Annotated in this window: 16 protein-coding genes, 1 tRNA gene and 1 pseudogene; 8 read left to right on the plus strand and 10 right to left on the minus strand. The window is 33.8% G+C overall.

Annotated features, from left to right (window positions below; all coding sequences use genetic code 11):
• The first annotated feature begins 270 nt into the window (after positions 1-270).
• Complete coding sequence (locus J3U36_RS09070; protein ID WP_267378563.1) at positions 271-822, plus strand: hypothetical protein; 552 nt, start codon at positions 271-273, stop codon at positions 820-822.
• A gap of 319 nt (positions 823-1,141) precedes the next feature.
• On the opposite strand, the gene J3U36_RS09075 is transcribed toward J3U36_RS09070, so the two are convergent.
• Positions 1,142-2,203: a DNA polymerase beta superfamily protein gene (locus J3U36_RS09075; protein ID WP_267378560.1), complete on the minus strand. Its 1,062-nt coding sequence runs from the start codon at positions 2,201-2,203 to the stop codon at positions 1,142-1,144.
• A 15-nt stretch (positions 2,204-2,218) separates the two neighbouring features.
• Entirely contained in the window at positions 2,219-2,974 is a 756-nt protein-coding gene (locus J3U36_RS09080; protein WP_267378557.1) for a nucleotidyltransferase domain-containing protein, read from the minus strand.
• Between the two features lie 269 nt (positions 2,975-3,243).
• Here J3U36_RS09080 and J3U36_RS09085 point away from each other — a divergent pair, with 269 nt between their 5' ends.
• On the plus strand, positions 3,244-3,948 hold the full coding sequence (locus J3U36_RS09085) for a JAB domain-containing protein (protein ID WP_267378555.1): 705 nt from the start codon (positions 3,244-3,246) through the stop codon (positions 3,946-3,948).
• On the opposite strand, the gene J3U36_RS09090 is transcribed toward J3U36_RS09085, so the two are convergent.
• The 6 genes from J3U36_RS09090 to J3U36_RS09115 all read right to left on the minus strand — a co-directional run bounded on the left by J3U36_RS09090 (position 3,945) and on the right by J3U36_RS09115 (position 9,332).
• Positions 3,945-4,889, minus strand: coding sequence for a reverse transcriptase family protein (locus J3U36_RS09090; RefSeq protein WP_267378553.1), 945 nt, complete (start codon positions 4,887-4,889; stop codon positions 3,945-3,947). The genes J3U36_RS09085 and J3U36_RS09090 overlap by 4 nt on opposite strands.
• The gene (locus J3U36_RS09095) at positions 4,879-5,172 is read right to left on the minus strand and encodes a helix-turn-helix domain-containing protein (protein WP_267378549.1); all 294 of its coding nucleotides are present in this window, start codon (positions 5,170-5,172) and stop codon (positions 4,879-4,881) included. Before J3U36_RS09095 ends, J3U36_RS09090 begins: the two co-directional genes overlap by 11 nt.
• 46 nt (positions 5,173-5,218) lie before the next feature.
• Entirely contained in the window at positions 5,219-5,455 is a 237-nt protein-coding gene (locus tag J3U36_RS09100) for a hypothetical protein (RefSeq protein WP_267378546.1), read from the minus strand.
• A gap of 664 nt (positions 5,456-6,119) precedes the next feature.
• The gene (locus J3U36_RS09105) at positions 6,120-7,340 is read right to left on the minus strand and encodes an RtcB family protein (protein WP_267378543.1); all 1,221 of its coding nucleotides are present in this window, start codon (positions 7,338-7,340) and stop codon (positions 6,120-6,122) included.
• Positions 7,341-7,396: 56 nt separating this feature from the next.
• The gene (locus J3U36_RS09110) at positions 7,397-8,539 is read right to left on the minus strand and encodes a slipin family protein (RefSeq protein ID WP_411597057.1); all 1,143 of its coding nucleotides are present in this window, start codon (positions 8,537-8,539) and stop codon (positions 7,397-7,399) included.
• A 720-nt stretch (positions 8,540-9,259) separates the two neighbouring features.
• Positions 9,260-9,332, minus strand: a tRNA-Pro gene (locus J3U36_RS09115).
• 319 nt (positions 9,333-9,651) lie between these two features.
• Here J3U36_RS09115 and rtcR point away from each other — a divergent pair.
• The 3 genes from rtcR (at position 9,652) to J3U36_RS09130 (ending at position 13,614) form a co-directional block, all read left to right on the plus strand.
• Positions 9,652-11,265 (plus strand): RNA repair transcriptional activator RtcR, encoded by a 1,614-nt coding sequence (rtcR, locus tag J3U36_RS09120; RefSeq protein ID WP_267378539.1) that lies wholly within the window; start codon positions 9,652-9,654, stop codon positions 11,263-11,265.
• Positions 11,266-11,269: 4 nt separating this feature from the next.
• Complete coding sequence (locus J3U36_RS09125) at positions 11,270-12,073, plus strand: hypothetical protein (protein WP_267378537.1); 804 nt, start codon at positions 11,270-11,272, stop codon at positions 12,071-12,073.
• A gap of 143 nt (positions 12,074-12,216) precedes the next feature.
• The gene (locus J3U36_RS09130) at positions 12,217-13,614 is read left to right on the plus strand and encodes an RtcB family protein (RefSeq protein WP_267378535.1); all 1,398 of its coding nucleotides are present in this window, start codon (positions 12,217-12,219) and stop codon (positions 13,612-13,614) included.
• A 61-nt stretch (positions 13,615-13,675) separates the two neighbouring features.
• On the opposite strand, the gene dcm is transcribed toward J3U36_RS09130, so the two are convergent.
• Positions 13,676-15,043: a DNA (cytosine-5-)-methyltransferase gene (gene dcm / locus J3U36_RS09135; RefSeq protein ID WP_267378532.1), complete on the minus strand. Its 1,368-nt coding sequence runs from the start codon at positions 15,041-15,043 to the stop codon at positions 13,676-13,678.
• A gap of 120 nt (positions 15,044-15,163) precedes the next feature.
• Between dcm and J3U36_RS09140 the strand changes: the two genes are divergently transcribed.
• From J3U36_RS09140 to J3U36_RS09150, 3 genes are read left to right on the plus strand one after another with little or no spacing between them, the layout of a single operon-like run.
• The gene (locus tag J3U36_RS09140; RefSeq protein ID WP_267378528.1) at positions 15,164-16,600 is read left to right on the plus strand and encodes an McrB family protein; all 1,437 of its coding nucleotides are present in this window, start codon (positions 15,164-15,166) and stop codon (positions 16,598-16,600) included.
• 26 nt (positions 16,601-16,626) lie between these two features.
• Positions 16,627-17,901 (plus strand): LlaJI family restriction endonuclease, encoded by a 1,275-nt coding sequence (locus J3U36_RS09145; RefSeq protein ID WP_267378524.1) that lies wholly within the window; start codon positions 16,627-16,629, stop codon positions 17,899-17,901.
• Positions 17,902-17,917: 16 nt separating this feature from the next.
• The gene (locus J3U36_RS09150; RefSeq protein WP_267378521.1) at positions 17,918-18,385 is read left to right on the plus strand and encodes a very short patch repair endonuclease; all 468 of its coding nucleotides are present in this window, start codon (positions 17,918-17,920) and stop codon (positions 18,383-18,385) included.
• A 391-nt stretch (positions 18,386-18,776) separates the two neighbouring features.
• On the opposite strand, the pseudogene J3U36_RS09155 reads toward J3U36_RS09150, so the two are convergent.
• Positions 18,777-18,931 (minus strand): annotated as a pseudogene (locus J3U36_RS09155) (elongation factor Tu); the annotation flags it as partial.

An 18,931-nucleotide genomic window follows, 5' to 3' on the forward strand; every position in this document is an offset into this window, starting at 1 on the left:
CAGTAATTAATTAGCATAAGTGATGAATATCAATATTGGGTTATCTTAAGATAAAGTGTTATAGAGATCATGATGAATGATCTAATTAGTAAAACTATCGAGAAATAGAGCAATAACACATTTGTTTTATACTAAAAATATTCTTCAATCATATTCATTGGGATAATTTTGATTTTTAGAATTTGGTATTTAAAAAAAATTATTATAAAATAATAAATTATAATTCCATTGAAAATAATAGATTTATCATCGTTAAAAAACATAGTAAAAATGAATACAAAAAGAAAACAAAATAAACCATTAAAAAAATCTTTTATGGATATTATATCAACAGCACTGACTTTTGGTGTTTTATTTTGGTCTCCTTTGTTATTAGTTTTTATTTTTCTAGCTGTTATAAATTTATTTATAGGTGTTGATGAATTATTATTTTCAATTCACGGTGTGTGGTTTTTTCCTGCTACTATTTTAGTATGGCTATGCATGACTCCAACTTTCCATATCACAAAGAAAAGCATTATTATTTTACCAAAAATTAGACCAAAAACTTATATTCCAATTTGCCAAGATCTTGAAGTTAAAATCATTAAGGTCGAATATTTCAAGTATCCACCTAAAGGGATACAATGGAAAAGGATAAGACGGATAGGGAAATGGCATCCTATATATATATTATTTATAACTTTTAAAAATAAAAAAGTAAAACTAAAAAAAAGCGTGATAAGTGGGGTATACACACATGACCAAATTGATTATTTTTTACGTAATTTATATTTGTCAGGTGTTCGCTATGAAGTCAAAAATTTACATATACCTGTTTAGTAAAAATTTAGGGATTTATTTCTATATAACTTTAATGATTTGGATGTTTCATTTTTATAATTTGGAACATTTTGGTAATTGATTTCTCTTTCCTCAATTGTATATATTCAATAATTTTTATAGTTGTATCTATTATAATTTATACATCGAAAAAGAGTGAATGATTCAAAATAAATCTCTTGAATTAAATGGTTTGGGTGATAAATATGTTGTTTGAAAGTATAGTGTTTATTAAGAATAAACATCTATAATTTTATTGTTTAGAGATTAAAAAGAATTATTGTAATTTAATCATTAGCTGATTATTTTTTATTACTTACTATCGATTATATAACCACTCCCGCATTTTAATTAACCGAGCAATAATTTCATCTGAATCGGGCATTTCAGGTAAGGTTGTGGTTAGTGTTGCGGTTTCAATGTCATCAAATAATGATTTGGCCATATTCATAATTTCGTCATAGCTTAATTGACCATTTTTAATTGCGAGCAGTTCGTTTCGATTAGTGCGTTTATTGGTAATGGTGCCTTTGGTCATTATTTCATGAGCAACTTGTAATAAGCGAATGGTATGCATCATATTTTTAGCATCAAAATCATTACCATTTTCAATATTACTGCGATAACGTTGTTCATTACGTTTGGCAACCCATTGCCAGTAAGCCTTATAATCACGACAATGCGATGAAAAACCATCACGATTAAAACTTAAGTAAGCATTTACTGGGGTGTCAACTTTTACTGAAGACAAGCACAGCTCGGTCGAATCATCCTGTTGAATAATACCATGATAACCACAATCCCCTGATGCATCATAAAAAAGGGCATATAAATCTCTACTATGTGGAACATTCACCAAACCACATAAGTGTTGATCAAAACACTTTTCATTTAACCAATTGGTGAGAGGATAAGCATGCTGACCTTGAATAATATAACAAAAATCAAGGACCGTTTTACGCTTCACCTCGACCGGATTATTAATCTTTTTATTCAATCCCTTGGCTTTTTTAATTTGTGACATGGCATAGTGAGCAAAGGTTTGTTTAGTTTGTTGGGATAAAAATAGATCAAGGGTTAACTGCTGCATAATTGGATGCTGATATAAAATACAGTCGGGTGCAGAAGCCAATACTTCTAAAATATTCGGGTTATTTTTAAGTAAAAGCTCTACAAAACGACCTAATTCATAATAGACGATATCATTGGTTTCATTACTAATTTGCGGAATATACTCGAGTCCATAAAATTTATCTTTAGGTAAATAAAACACCCCTTTGATATCTGTATCCGATGTTTCAGTAGCTAATCCGAACGAACGACTACCACTAATCACTTCAAACAAAATGAGATTTTGTGCTTTTAAATCATCAATTGTCATGTCGTATTCCTTTCCTTATTTTAAGCTCATTAACGTTTGTATAAAAAAGCGATCTAATTTATCTGCCTTAAAATGCTGTTCAGTGATAGACTCAACTTCAGCACTGATATCAATCATGGATTGTTCAATGAACGATAAGATTTCTGGCGCAATAGTTATCGATGCTGATTCCACCATAGTTGCTTTTAATCTAATAATATCATTTATTTGCTGTCTTAAATTATCCGGTAATAGTGTTAATAATGGCATTATTGCCATAGGAGCGATTTGCCGTTTTCCTAAACACCATTTAGCACACAATAAAGGTCTTAACACATAAAACAATTTTTTAACACCAATCTGTTTGCCATTGATAGTTTGCAGCGAGCTTTTAGCAATACCTAAATAGTGATAGATGTTACCACGTGCATTAAAAAAGTCTGCACACAATTGCCATAATTGCTGAGCAATTGATTGATTTTGCTGATAAATAATTGGAGATTGCAACCACTCAAACGGCGTAGTATTGGATTTTCGGATTAACTGTAGGGTCTTTTTCAAATCCCAACCTTGTAAATCCAGTTCGTCGTCTATGGGAAAAGTAAAATGTGATTCAGGATTATCAATGGCTAAATATCTATCCAACGGATGAACATAAATAAAACGTACATCATAATCGCTATTTGGCGAAGGAAACCCCCACGCCCGACTGCCCGATTCGCAGGCATAAAGAATATGGATACGGTATTGTTGTTCTAATTCGGTAAATTTTTGTTTTATTCGCTGTTCCATTTTTATTATTCCTTAATTTTTGACACAATTTAAGCATTTTACTCATTATCATTGATAACAAATTATTTAGAAATGAAAATTTATGATTAGTAGCTTCAAATTTGAAAAAAACTTAACAAAAAATAAGCTTTAGCATTTTTTTATTAAATTTGTACATTTAATATAAAATCCATCCTACCTATCACTCATGTAGTGGTTTGAGTTAATCACTGCTAAGTTTAAGAAAAATATGCTATATTATTTTTTAACTGATTTTACAAGGTAATAAAATGGATATAAAACTAACCAAGCATGACAAACGCTATATTGAAGGTTCAGACGATGTCTACAGCATTATGCAACGTGTGTTATTACGTGATAACCAAATCGACCAAGAAAAAGAACATCTTTGGATGATTGGGATGAATCAAGCTGGTTATATCCTGTATATCGAACTGATTGCGCTTGGCAGTTATAAATCGGTCGATGTTGAACCGATGAATGTATTTCGTGTTGCGGTAATGAAAAACGCCTCACGCGTGATATTAGTTCATAATCATCCGTCAGGATCGCTGACGCCGTCCGAAGCGGATAAAGATATCACCGATCGCCTAATCCAAGTCGGCCGTATTTTAAATATCGACCTAATCGACCACCTAATCATCACCCCTAAATCCTATATCAGCTTCCGCAGTACTAAGCTTATGGACGAGTTAGAGCAAAGCCTAAAATATGTTCCAACCTACCAAGTGATCGAAAAAATCCGCAAAGAAGAAAAGAAAATCGCCAAAGAAAAGTTGGCAGTCGCAAATGAAAAAATTAAGGCGGAGAAAGACAAAGTAAAAATAGAAAAAGAACGACGTGAAAAACTTGAACTCGCAATGGCAACTGCGTTACTTGACAAAGGCGTCTCGATTCAAGATATTGCGAAAATAATGGATATTACGATTAAAAGAGTTGAGAGGATTTTGGGGAAATACAATATGGAAATCTAAGATTTATTTTGTGGTTTTACAAGTTTCAATCGCTTCTGTAGAGCATCACCAACTCTAGGGTGCATACGTTTCATGTGATTCACTCGTCCCATTGTTTGATTGAATAATCTTAAATACTTATCGCTATTTGCATTAGTTTGAAATTCTTTTTCGCATTCAAATACTGCAGCCTTAATCATATTCCTTTTCTTTTTAGGCATAGATGGTCTATTTTGATTCACATTCAAATTATGCATAATCTGTTTTTCACTTCTCGGCATAATATGATGTTTTGTTCTATTAGGTTTGGCCCCTACTGATTTCAATAAACTATAAATGCGACTAATAATGTCTTTTTTTTCTTTTGACGAAATAATTCGATTAGCCGAGACTGTTATATCATCGACATATCTTGTATAAGTAAAACCTCTTTTAGCTAGATAACTGACTAGCTCATTTTCTCGAGACCAGAATATTAAATTACAAATGTAGCTACTTGCTTTTCCGCCCTGAACAAGGTTGCCTTTAAATGTTATTAGTTCTGCTAAATATTCTGAAACCTCTTTGGAAAATTTAAAAAAACCAGCCCATACTTCAAAGACAACTTTTTTTGAAATGCTTGGAAAGAAATTAGTAATATCCTCTGTAATTAGTATTTTTTTTCCTAAATGATTTTTGATATTGGTTAAAAAGTCTTTATCCTTCAAACTACCTTGTAAATAATCAGGATAATATACTTTCTTTAAAAATTTATTAGATATTCTGGCATGAATAAGTTTAAGTTGCTTTTTTACATTATAAGTATCACGAAAAGAACCATCGCTTTTTTCTTTTCTTTTATGAAGAAAAAAGAAACTATCCGAAGAATGATATAAATCATCAAGTTCTTGTCTTGTTATACCTAAGATTTTTGCTAATAAATCCAAATCAGCTACTGGTTTGGCTGAATATTTAGGAATCATCAGAATCAGGCTCTATAAGTTGTAGGGCAGTTAGAGATAACTGTTTAGCTAATTCATGACTAATGCCATCAATTTCTTTTTTATCAGATGCTAAAAAAATAAAAATACTGATTGGAATATTTAGAGCATCACAAATTTTTTCAATAGTAGATAAATTGGGATCTCTTTTGTCTTGTTCTAAAAGAGTAAGATAAGATATAGATAAGCCTGATAATTCAGCTAATTTGGTTTTTGATACCTTTTTTTGTGTACGACACATTTTCAGCGCATTACCAAAACTCATTATATTTACCTCTGTTAGATTGCGAGTGACCTGCTGTAAACTAAAATCATTTTTTAGATATAAATTCAATTAGATGAATTACGGCAGGAATTAAAGTTATACATCTAGACAAAATATCGAGTAATTGACTTGATGAATACTGTTCCTCTGATTCTTCCAATTTTTGAATTATCTCTTCTAACTCTTTTTGTTTACTACTATCCATAACATCATGCAGCTCCTCTAAAACCATTTTTAATGTTTTAATGGAGTTCTTTAAAAGATTTTTGTTATTTAATAACATTTTTAACCTCGTTTTGCTTTTAATCAGTGCGATATTGCACCAGTCGACAAAACAATACTGAACTGAAAAAAAATGTTATGGATAATACAGGGCACTCTATCTGGAGTAGCGTTAGCTACTCCACCAGTCGATAATAATATTGCGCCAACTACGTTACCTAAATACACACTGTGATCTCGGTTAATGTTTGTTTATTCTGGCGCAGTGTTGCTGGGGTGATTCTGATTGTTTAATAGCAATTTACCATCAACAATCGGCTAATAAAGCCACTGTCTTTTTCAGTATTAATAGGTTTATCTTTTAAAGAGCATCAGGATGGTTGCATCCCGTTATTAACATAATATAATTTAAAATTTTACTTAATGCAATATTTTTTTTCTATTAGTCAAAAAAATAATTTATTCAATATTCTTACTTAGCCGCCGCGCGCAGTGGAACGGGGAGCCGGAGGGGTTGGTTTGACCCCCTCGGTCGCCTGAACACCTGAACTTCAATATTGCACGGCAGTTTTCAAGGCGAAACCCATTGCACTAACCTAAAGGGAAATCTACAAAGATCTTATTGAAGAGAATACTAATGCAATTACGGCGCTTAGTAAGTTTGGCAATTTAAAGTTGATAGCAGTAAATATTAATTTAAATCGAGGATCGCTCCTCGATAATTTTTACCCCTTCACACACACCACTTGCCTTAATTGATGCACTATCTCAACCAATTCATTTTGCGCGGTCATCACTGCATCAATATCTTTGTATGCCATTGGGATTTCATCAATCACATTAGCATCTTTTCGACATTCAACATGTGCAGTTGCTTTGATTTGATCCTCAATGGTAAATTGCTTTTTGGCTGCTGTTCGGCTCATTACGCGGCCGGCACCATGTGAACAGGAACAAAAACTTTCTTCATTTCCCAGTCCTCGCACAATATAGCTTTTAGCCCCCATTGAGCCGGGAATAATGCCTAATTCTCCTTTACGTGCGGATACTGCACCTTTACGTGTGATAAAAATTTCTTCACCAAAATGTTGTTCTTTTTGAACATAGTTATGGTGACAATTTACTGCCGACATATGGGTAGTAAATGGTTTAGTGATAATTTTCCGCATTGCCAAAATCACATTATGCATCATTGCCTCTCGATTTAGCCTTGCAAACTCTTGCGCCCAATGGACAGCCTCGACATAATCGTGAAAGTGCTCTGTACCTTCTTCCAAATAGGCTAAATCTTTATCCGGTAAGTTTTGGATATGCACTTCCATGTCTTTTTTAGCCATTTCAATAAAAAAACTGCCAATGGCATTACCCACGCCACGTGAACCACTGTGCAACATAATCCAAACACGATCGGCCTTATCTAAACAGATTTCGATAAAGTGGTTGCCGGTACCTAATGTGCCTAAATGACGGTAGTTATTGGTTTTTAAAAAGCGCGGGTATTTTTCCGTCAGCTTATTAAAACCTGGCGCTAGCTGTTGCCAGTACTGTTCGACAATAGCAGGGGCGTCATGCCAGCTACCATAATCCCGTCCTCGGTGTTTTGGGGTAATTCCATGCGGCACCGCTTTTTCAATTTCAGTACGTAATGGTAATAAATTATCTGGCAAATCAGCCGCCATCAACGAGGTTTGTACCGCAATCATACCGCAGCCAATATCTACCCCAACTGCGGCAGGAATAATCGCGCCGCGCGTTGGGATTACACTGCCAATGGTTGAGCCTTTACCTACATGCACATCGGGCATCACGGCGATATGTTTAAAAATAAATGGTAGTTTTGCCGTTTTGGTTAGTTGTTCTTTAGCCTCGGGTTCGACCGGTACCCCTTTAGTCCACATTTTGATTGGCTTGGCGTTTTCTGCCTGTAATAAATTATATTGTGTCATTTTTATTCCTCACACCGCCCTGCGATTTTACATGGCGGCTTAATATTTTCTTTTTATCACGCGCTTTTAGGTTGGATATTTACCAAGCCATGTAACACTTGATCAAGTCCGCCTACTACCGAGATTTTATCGATACGTTCAGCAATGCGTTCTAAAGTTTCCATCTCTTTTAACCGCAAGGCTACTGGGTTATTTTCCATTACTTTGGCGGTGTTCAATAATGAACGGGTTGCTGATGTTTCCTCGCGGCGACGAATCACATTGGCTTGCGCCACTTTTTCCGCCTCGACCACTTGTGATAGAATCGCTTTCATATCGCCCGGTAAAATAATGTCTTTTACCCCTAGTGAAACAGTTTGTAAACCATAGCCATCTAAACGCATTTTGATATGTTGGGTTACCACTTCATCAATAATATTTTTGTTCTCAAGTAACTCATCCAACGTACGCATACCAATCGCTTCGCGTAATCCAAATTGTAATTCACGATACAATAAATCAACCGGCTGCGCAGTTTTTTCAAACGCGGTTAATACGTCAGTATAGTGCCAGTTAGCCACTAAGTTTACCCGCAAATTGACTTTATCTTTGGTTAAAATCTCTTGTCCTGCCACTTCTAAGGCTTGCAGGCGAGTATCCACCATATCAACCGAGATTTCCCGGTTAAAACGCCAATAAGCGGTAATGCTAGCTGTTAATAACTGCTCAATTTTACCGTTCACTTTTAATACCCCGACATGATAAGCCGGCACTTGTGCAATTAATACGCTGTTATCACCGAGTACTTCTTTTTGGCGTAACTTTGGTTGTAGTAATTGCTGTACCATTTCATCACTTAAGGTATACCCTTGGTTTAAATCCACTGTCACCATATGCTGTTTATGGCTATTTTGCCAATATAGGCGTTTAGTACCCGGGGATAAAATTTCAACCAATAGATCGTTTTCATAACGCAAACCAGCCTGATTTGCACCGACTTCCATTGCGATACAGTATTGTGATAGTTGTTGTGGTGTACGTTGTTCTATGGCATCAGCGATACGATCATCAATGCGGTTGTCCCTTAAGTTAAATTTACCCAGTACAATCGTATGTTTAAATTGGCAATAACCGACGATTGATTCTGGCGCAATAATCTGTATTAGCTGGTTATCAACAAATAAAGTCCCAATTTGTTCATGAATAAAGTGATGTAGCACTAGTTTTTCGATATTCACAATGGCGTTATTGCTATTTTTAGCTTCAATCAATTCTTGTGCGATATCGGTTGGCAGTGCATAACCGTCTTGTAATGCCACTTTTTTAATCGCATGTGCTTTGTAGCTTTTCCAATATAAAGCTTTGTTTGTTGGTAAAATGACTTCAACCAATTTTTGCTCTTCATAACGTAAGGCAATTTCGTTTTCAGCCACATCCACTAAATAACAGTGTTGGTTAATAATATTTGGATAGAAGTTGATTAACTGTTCTGCTATGTCGGCTGCAATTTTTGTCTCTGCTAAATTAATCAATTGATAACTTAATATATTTAATAGATCAAAAATTCGGTGTACCCCCGCAGTTAATACTTTTTCAATCTCATTATTTTTAAATAAAATTGCAATTTCATATTTTTTGACTTTAATAGTTTTTATCATTTTACATTTCCTTTTTAGCACAATCAGCAACCGAGTTTGCACAATTGAAACGGGTTAAGTAACGAAATAGCAGGGTGAAGGCTAAAAGCAATAAGAAAAATAGTGCGCCACTTATTGGTATTTAGCATTCTGCCTATTATCCAGTTTGTTTACCTTGAAAGTCGTGGTGACCTGACAAGTTAACCGGTTTTTTTTGCGGATAAGCTTGTTAAGGTGCTTTGTCACTTAGCTTATCTAACGACGATCACTGACTGTGTTTGTTTTTCTACTTTTGTTTTACGGTTTTTGAAGTGGGATTCGAACCCACTACATATCGATCCCTAGTCGATTGTTCTACCAGATGAACTATTCAAAATTGACTTTTCTACAGTCACCTAATCACACAATAAGGAATACATGTTGATAATCTTCCGTCCTTTTATCCCGTAGATAAACCCGTAAAGGATTCGCGATGTACCTTGCTGTGATAAAAACAGCATTTGCTTGCTTAGGTATATTTAATATTGCGAAAAGCGTGCCAAAAAATAAAAAGTAATAAAAATATTTTTTAACTATTTGATTTATAGATGTAAAAAAATAAATATCATATAATGTATATGATATTCAAATAGATTTTAATGACTATAAATCTTATAATTTAATCTAGCTGTTTATATAATATTATAAATTTAATTATGAAAAAGAATGTGATATTTGGTTTTTTGGGTAATGTGCTGGATAACCGAGGTAGAGGTAAAAAACGCTGGGCGCGTTGGCGACCAACGATTGATTTGTGCCGACAAACTGATTTAGCTATTTCTCGTTTGGAACTGCTTTATTTTGCCAATGATGAGCAGTTACTTTGTGATATTGTTAATGATATAAAAATTCTATCCCCCAATACCGAAATTAAACCCATTGTCATTAATATTGCTGATCCATGGGATTTTGAGCAGGTTTATACTTGTTTATTTGATATTGCTAAACGATATTCTTTTGATCCAGATAAAGAAGATTACTATTTGCATATCACTACCGGAACCCATGTGGCGCAAATTTGTTGGTTCTTATTAGCTGAATCACGTTACTACCCAGCTAAGTTATTGCAAACTTCACCACCAGTAAAATCAAATAAAGTTGAAGAAAGAATTTATAATAATGAGGCGGAACTGATTGCCAATAGTCCTAAAGGAAAAGCTAACACCATTGATTTGAATCTTAATCGTTATGATCAAATTCTTAACCGCTTTCAGCAGTATGCCAGTGAAGCTACAGAGCTTTTAAAATCGGGCATCGCCACACGTAATCAACTGTTTAACCAGTTAATTGCTGAAATTGAACAAGTGGCCAGCCGTTCTTATGCCCCTATGTTATTATGTGGGCCAACTGGTGCAGGAAAATCATTTTTAGCAAAACAGATCTATTTACTTAAACAAAGTAACCATCAAATCAGTGGTGAATTTGTTGAGATTAACTGCGCCACCTTACGTGGCGATAGTGCTATGTCTACCTTATTTGGTCATGTCAAAGGCGCGTTTACGGGGGCAAATCTGGCGCGGACTGGATTGTTAAAAAGTGCCGATGGTGGATTATTGTTTTTAGATGAGATTGGAGAGCTTGGGCTAGACGAGCAAGCAATGTTATTAAAAGCGATTGAAGAAAAGCAATTTTATCCATTTGGTACTGATAAACCAATTAAGAGTGATTTTCAGCTGATTGCCGGCACCAATAAAGACCTTAAACAGGCAATTAGCCAAGGTGAGTTTCGCGAAGATCTTTACGCCCGTATTAATCTGTGGAATTATACATTGCCAGGGCTAGCCGAGCGTAAAGAGGATATCGAACCGAATATTGATTATGAACTGGCGCGTTACGCCAAAGAATATGGCTTGATGCCACGTTTTAATCGTGAGTCGCGTAGCGCCTATTTACAGTTTGCCACCTCGAATGAAGCATTATGGCAAGGAAACTTTCGTGAACTCACCGCATCTATTACACGCATGGCAACGCTGGCACCACAAGGAAATATTACGATTGAGCAAGTCGAACAAGAGATTAAACGTTTAAAACAAAACTGGCAAGGCGATCAGTCAAATAATTCATTAATTCCACAAGAAATTGATGAATTCGATCGCTACCAGTTAGAAAAAGTTATCGAGATATGTCAAAAAAGTGCCAGTTTATCAGAAGCTGGTCGAAAGCTTTTTGCTGTTTCGAGAACCAAAAAACAGAAGAGTAATGATGCCGACAGGTTGAAAAAATATTTGGCGAAGTTTGGGCTGAGTTGGGATGAGATTAAACAGGTATAACTAAATGAATAGCATTAGAGAACTTTTTTTTGCTTTGGCCGAATACCAAGGAAATACATTTTATTCTGATGTCATTTCATTCTGGTCAAATAAGCAAAATTATCATCGTTATTTACAACATATTGCGGAAAAAATCATCGAACCTGAGGATGCACTATATATTACTGATGCTGCTAATTGGGAGCTTTATGCTCTATCCCGTGTGTTAGATATATTAACCAGTTCCTTACAACACTCTTCTCATTACCCGCATATTTCATTAGATGAGTATATAGCCTTTGCCCAAAGTATTGGCTTAAGCTGTGAGCAACCAAAAGAGTTTCATCCATTTTTTTATGAAATTACGGATGTCAAAGTGGGAACAGATCCTTTTTTGTTACACTCTGTGCATTACCCTGCTTTATTTTTAGGTAACTTATTAATCAATCGAGGGAGTGTAACGATCACCTTACCCGATGAGCAGTATCCGATTCAAGAGATAAAAACAGCACCGATCTATTGGGCCTATACCAGAAACAATCGTGAAGCCCATGATTTGTCACATGGATGGGGACATAACTCTCAATGGCGTACCAGCTTTCGATTTGATTTCAGAACTGAAAAAGGACTTTTTTATAATTCCATAGGCAAGGATAGTCTAAACCATCCTGATCAAGAATTATTAACCAAATTACAAAAAGATAATATTTCGTTAGATGAAGCCATTGATCTTGTTCGTTATCGGCAATTGCTTTATATCCATAAAAAAGATGAATTATGGCCCTATGACTATCGATTTTTTGAACCAGATACCAAAATATTGGTTTAGTGTTGTTTAACTTATAGTACTTTACAACCCCATAAACTTGGTATAGAATTCGTCCGCTTTCCTGAATAGTGCTGCTGCAGGAAAACAGTAATTATCTTCTCAATTTGAGGAGACGATTTTTTATTGTTTTCTAGGTGGCTATTATGTCTACATTTTCCCGTTTACAAAAACGTTTGTCCCGTCTTGGGATTGAAAGTCATTTTAATAATGATATTTATACTTTAAATAAAGAAAATACATCTGCTCAGATTTTGTTACCAAGTCCATTGCCATTAGAGCAAAAAGCGGTAGAACAGCTTCTGAACTTTGCATCAGTGAACGTCCCTAATAGTGTAGGGAAAGTTTGCATGGCTCGTGCTACACCTGATTTTCATCCAGGTGCGGTTGCGCCTGTTGGTAGTATTGTTGCAACTACGCAGGATTTAATTATCCCTGCAGCAATTGGTACTGATATTAATTGCGGTATGCGGCTTTTTACCAACGGTTTAAGCTTTGATCAGGTGTGTGAACAAAAATCGACAATTATTGCTCAATTAAAACGTGTGTTATTGCAAGATGAGCGTGATGTGCCTGTTACTCCGCAATCTTTTCAAGCCTTATTCGATCAAGGTCTTGCAGCATGGTTATCGGAGTTACCGCAGCAAGGTTTGTGGAATTCAGTTAATTATGAACGGTTACAAGCAGAGCTTGATAAAATATCGGGTAATCATTTAATTAAGGCAGATAGTCAGTATGCACCTGAAGCCTTTTTTGAAAAGCGCGATATTATCCGCCCAGCGAGTTTAGGTACTGTCGGATCTGGTAATCATTTTGTCGAGTTACAAATTGTTGATGATATTATCGATCGACATTTAGCTTATCAATTAGGTCTTGAAAAAAATAGTGTCGTCGTCATGATTCATACCGGATCGCGTGATGTTGGTTTTTACATTGGTCAGCGTTGGCAAGATAAAGCAAAAGCTTTATGGCCGACTAATGAAAAGCAACCAAAATCAGGATTGTTTGGTTTAACAGATAGTCATGCACAAGCCTATTTACAAGCTATGGGGGTTGCCGCGCGTTATGCTTGGATTAATCGAATTGTGATTACCGAATTGATACGTAAATCGCTTTCAACTATTTTTCATCAAGATAATAGTCAACTTGTGGTCGACATTTCGCACAATATCATTTTGCCTGAACATGAGATGAATATTCATCGTAAAGGGGCGACGCCTGCTTATGCTGGTCAGATAGCTTTAATCCCTGGCTCAATGGGTGATCACTCTTATGTGGCAGTAGGTAAAGGTAATGCAGATTGGTTATGGTCTTGCTCACACGGTGCAGGTCGAGCAGAAAGACGACAAGCTATGCGTAGTAAAAAAGTCGAATATGATAAGGTCAACTTGCCATGGCAATGTATTACCTTAAAAGAAGAGCGGTTACGTGAAGAGGCTCCTACAGCCTACAAACCGATCACACCGGTGATTGACGCACAACAAAACGCCGGTTTGATTCAAACAGTGGTTAAACTTAAGCCGTGGATTACGTTTAAGGTGTAATTTTTATACAACAACCGCATTGAATTGGTTTGATGCGGTTGCTGTTATTATACTAATGATTTTATTTATTGGAATGGAGCAATTTCAGTTTATTAAAAACCAATTCAGCCTCAGTCCAGTTTTTATTACTGATCGCTCGATCAACTAAACTTTTTAAGTGATCAGATGTAAAAATTTCAGAATCTTTCATCTGATTTGCTAAAGTAAATGCTGCTAATAGTTGTTTTGCTACAGCTTTCACAACCGGTACTGTAACAGAATTTCCAAATTGTTTGTACATTTGTCCGTCAGATACAGCATTAATAATATAATTATCAGGAAAACCTTGTAATCTGGCACATTCTCTCGGTGTTAATTTACGAGGTCTTTTTCCTAAGTCTGATTGGTCAATTAAAATTTCACTACCATCTTTATAATAACGAGCACTTAAAGTATTAGTATATTCGCTACTTTCATTAAATAAACTATAACCAAAACCATTGCCTTTTTTAGCATGCTCCTTTTTCCTCCGTTGGTGACCATCCCATAGTTTTTCAGAAATAGTATATTTATCATTAATTTCATTTTCAGTTTGAAGGATGTCTCCTAGCTTTGTTGGTATACACGGAGGCTGTGGCCATTTAAATAAATTATCAAAATCAATATTATTAAAATAATTTCGGTCAAAACCAATAATGAAAATTCTTTCTCTATTTTGTGGTACTCCAAAATCAGCTGCTCGCAATACTTTATAAAAAACCTGATAATTTAATTTACTCGATAAAGCTTCTTTCGCCTCGTCAGATAACGGAATATCATCGGGAATCAGGCCAATATTATTACCTTCTAAAATATTTAATATTGTTTTTAACGTGTTACCTTTATTATGGCCTTTTAGTTGTTTAACATTCTCAAGTAGAAATGCTTTCGGTCTTTTTTCAACCAGAATCTTTTGAATTTCAAAAAACATTGTGCCTCTGGTATCATTGAATCCTTTTTTTAATCCTGCCTGAGAAAAAGCCTGACAAGGAAAACCTGCTAATAAAATATCATGATCAGGAATGTCTTTTGCAGCTATTTTAGTTATGTCTCCACTCGGTACCTCACCAAAATTAGCAGTATAAGTTTTTTGAGCAAACTTATCCCATTCTGAGGTAAATAAACATTTTCCACCTAGCTCCTGAAATGGCAACCGTATACCACCTATCCCAGCAAACAAGTCAATAAACGTAAATTTATGATCAGTCGACTCTTTTTGTTTAAAAGGGCAATCATCATATAATTGGCTAATCAATTCTAACGTTGTTTTAGACGGTGTGTGCTCACCTTTTTCCCAACCTCGTACGGTTCTCTCTCCATTTTCATTCATACCTAATAATCGGGCAAAATCTTTTCGGGTTAGTCCTATTTTCATTCGCTTTTGTTCAATAAATGATGAAATTTCATTCATATGAAGGTATCCTAGTACAATATTAATTAAAAAGTGAGTTATCCGTTTTGTTCCCGGATAATAGCACTGGATATTTAAACAGTCAATATATGTTTCTTATTTTATGAGGAATTTTACGAAATGAATGCTTATGGAAAATTAACAGAGTTTCTTTCTAATTCAAACTCTGCTTTTAAAACTAATTTATATCAATTAGGTGGATATGTTGAGGTTGCTAATTCTAATGGTAAAGTTCACGATATTAGTTTAAATAGCTTATTATCTGCTTTTCAAGATTTAATAGAAAATTATATTTTTTTGCAAAAATATATAACATTGTGTAATAAAGAAACTACAATAACACCCAAACTAGCATTACAGATCTTCAATGAAGCGCAAACACTTAATGATCACAATTTGAAACTTGAAACGATTTGGAAGTATTACGAAAAACCACTCAGATTAATTTCAGAAAAAATATTCACTAATCCAAGAATTAAAGTTGTCGGATTCGAACAAACAAAAATATTATTTAATACGATATCTAAAATTATATCTTGTGCAAACAATCTCGATAACAAAAATATTGATGAAAATATTGTCTTTACTAAAGACAGTTTAAATATTGCTAAAGAATTTCTTACAATTTTAATGCAACAATATAGTGTCAATTTACCTGTTCAAAAATTAGTTAATGAATCACATCAAAAGGGAAAAAATATTATTTTTTATGGTGCACCAGGGACTGGTAAAAGTTACCAAATAGATCAATTAACTAAAGGTGGAAATTGCATACATACTGTTTTTCATGCTGATACACAATATAGCGATTTTTTAGGTATGCTAAAACCAACGATGAATGATAATAATGAATGTAGCTATCATTTCATGCCAGGTCCTTTTATTCAATCCTATGTTAATGCATTGAAAAATCCTCAAATACACCATTATTTGGTTATTGAAGAAATTAACCGAGCTCAAGCAGCAATGGTATTTGGTGAAATATTTCAACTTCTTGACCGAGATGAAAAAGGAATTGGTTGTTACGAAATTGAACCGGTGGATCAAAGCTTAGTAGATTATTTGATAAATAAAATTGGTGGTTATCCTGATAACAAAGTTAAATTACAGATGCCGGGTAATCTATCTATTTTGGCTACCATGAACAGTAGTGACCAAGCTGTTATGCCTTTAGATACTGCATTTAAAAGGCGTTGGGAATTTGAATATATTCAAATTAATATGGATAAAGCATCAGATAAAATTATCAATATTCCGAACAATAATCAGAAAGTTGGTGTTACCTGGAGAAAATTAGCAACAGAAATTAATGAACGTCTGTCAGAATTTAATATTCCGGAAGATCGTCATCTTGGGCCATTTTTTTTATCAACCAATGAAATAAATGAAAAAGGCTTAACGAATAAGCTTTTTATTTACTTATGGGATGATTTATTAAGACATCAAGTCAAAACAATCATTTTTGATTCAAGCATAAGAACATTTGGGCAACTTATTAAGTGTTTTGAAGAAAAAAAAGATATATTTTGTCCTGAATTACAAGAAAAACTATTTTAGTTATAAAATATATTTTGACAATTACAATGAAATTTAAATTTATTACTGATCGAGATAATATTTCTGACTTACCATCAGTTTTAAGAAAAGAAATTAATCAGCGCGGTTTATTTACAGCAAAAAATAGTAATAATGTCTCTTTCTGTGGCATGATGATAAACAATGATACTGTGTATATGTTTATTCCAAGAAGTTCTGATTATTCGAAAATAAACAAAATGGAATTTGCTTGCTTACTAATGTCTATGTTAGAAAGGTATGCAACACGAAATAAATCCCACATAACTTCAGATGATGAAGAAAACATTGAAGTCGGTTTGTGTTATCTTACTCTCGCCAAAGAGCTGCTATCCGATTATCAGACTTATGGCTTATACAAAAAAGTGTCTAAAAAAGAATTAGTTAATTCAGGTAAAATAAACTGGAAAAGAACATTCCAAAAAGAACTTCCTATTTTTATACATTCTAATACTCCATTTTATCTTGAATATTATGGCTATAAATTCACAAGCTTTCATACCCATGAAATTTCTAAAATTCACGCAGAAATAGTACATAAATTAGATCACAGTTTGAGCTGGTGGTTGAACAGAAAAGCAGGTTTATTAATTGCCCCTGATTTAGCTAAATTTGAAAAGTCCACTTTAACCATCGAAGAAAAAATTTACATTTTAAATAAAGAATTAAATCAAGCTTATTCAGATAGAGAAATAAAATTACTAAAAAACCTTATTACTTTTTTAAGTCAAGAGCCTGGTACTGAATCAACTATACTTGTTTTAGGAATTAAAAAGTTTGAACAACTTTGGGAAAATATGCTACGCATTGTATTAAGAGGAACAAATAAAGCGAATGATAATAGGCTTCCAATTCCTATTTATAAGCATACAACTAATCATTTATCAGATATTAAAAGACCTGGAATGAAATTAGATATTTTTATCAAAGATGATAAATTACTAACTGGCGCAGTTATTGATGCAAAATACTATGATGCTAAAGATAATAATAGCGAATCGCTTCCTGCTTTAGGTGATATACTTAAGCAGATTTGTTACCTTAATGCAGTACAGTTAGTGCATCGAAATTTAATTAAAATAGATAATATCTTTATTTTTCCAGGAAATCATAATACTTTTTCTCACATAGAATTTAATCACGAGCAAATTGAACAATCAGAAATATTAAAAGTATTTCCACATATAAAATGCCTCTATTTAAATCCTGTAGATGTTATTAAAGCTTATGTTAATCATCAATATCTTGATAACTTAAGAACTGTTTTATTGTCAGATAAGTAAACAGAGATAAATCTTTATGGTTGATGTCCATTCTAAAGAGATTAGACGTAAAAATATGCAAGCAATAAAGAAGGAAAATACCTTTATTGAAATTCGGATTAATAATCTATTAAAAAACTTAGACATCCCTTTCAACTTTCAAATCAAAGAATTACCAGGAAAACCCGATTTCGTTATTGAGCAATATAAAGCGATTATCTTTGTTCATGGCTGTTTTTGGCATAAACATAACTGTAATTTATTTAAATTACCTAATACAAATACTGAATTTTGGCTTAATAAAATTAATGGTAATTGCAGGCGTGACACAAAAAATATACAAGAATTAATCCAGTTAGGTTGGAAAATTTTAATTATTTGGGAATGTGCTTTAAGAGGAAAATTAAAATTATCGGATATACAGTTAATGGATAGGATTGAAGAATGGTTATGTTCTCATTTAAAAAATGCAGAAATTGCTTCTAACGGATTAAAAACGTTTTAAATATATTCAATCAAATTGCTTTAGAAAGTATACTTATAGCATAAATATTTATTCCATAACTCCTAGAATCAATTCGCAATAAATAAAAGTATATTGAAATTTTGATAAAATTTATCTCTTGGATAAATTACAGATAATATTTTATGGAACAAACAGATCGATTTAATTCTTCATTATTTGTTTGTCAGTTATAATTTTTTGTCATATCTAATTTGTAATAAAATGTACTTTATTTTCTTTAATTCACTACAGTTATATTAGTTTTTTGCTTTTGTTCTTTAAAGTTCTACTGGTAGTTTATTACGATAGCCATTAATATTTTAAATAAAAAAGGCGCACAATGTACGCCTTTCTTACTTGTTTGCATCGGTGATGCGATAAAGGTTTTAAATTATTTAATAACCTTAGCAACAACACCCGCACCAACAGTACGACCACCTTCACGAATCGCAAAACGTAAACCTTCTGCCATCGCGATTGGGTGAATTAATGATACTGACATTTTGATGTTATCGCCTGGCATTACCATTTCTACGCCTTCCGGTA

Origin of the sequence: Gilliamella sp. B3817 (assembly GCF_026536705.1) — a bacterium.
Classification (GTDB): Bacteria; Pseudomonadota; Gammaproteobacteria; order Enterobacterales; family Orbaceae; genus Gilliamella; species Gilliamella apicola_I.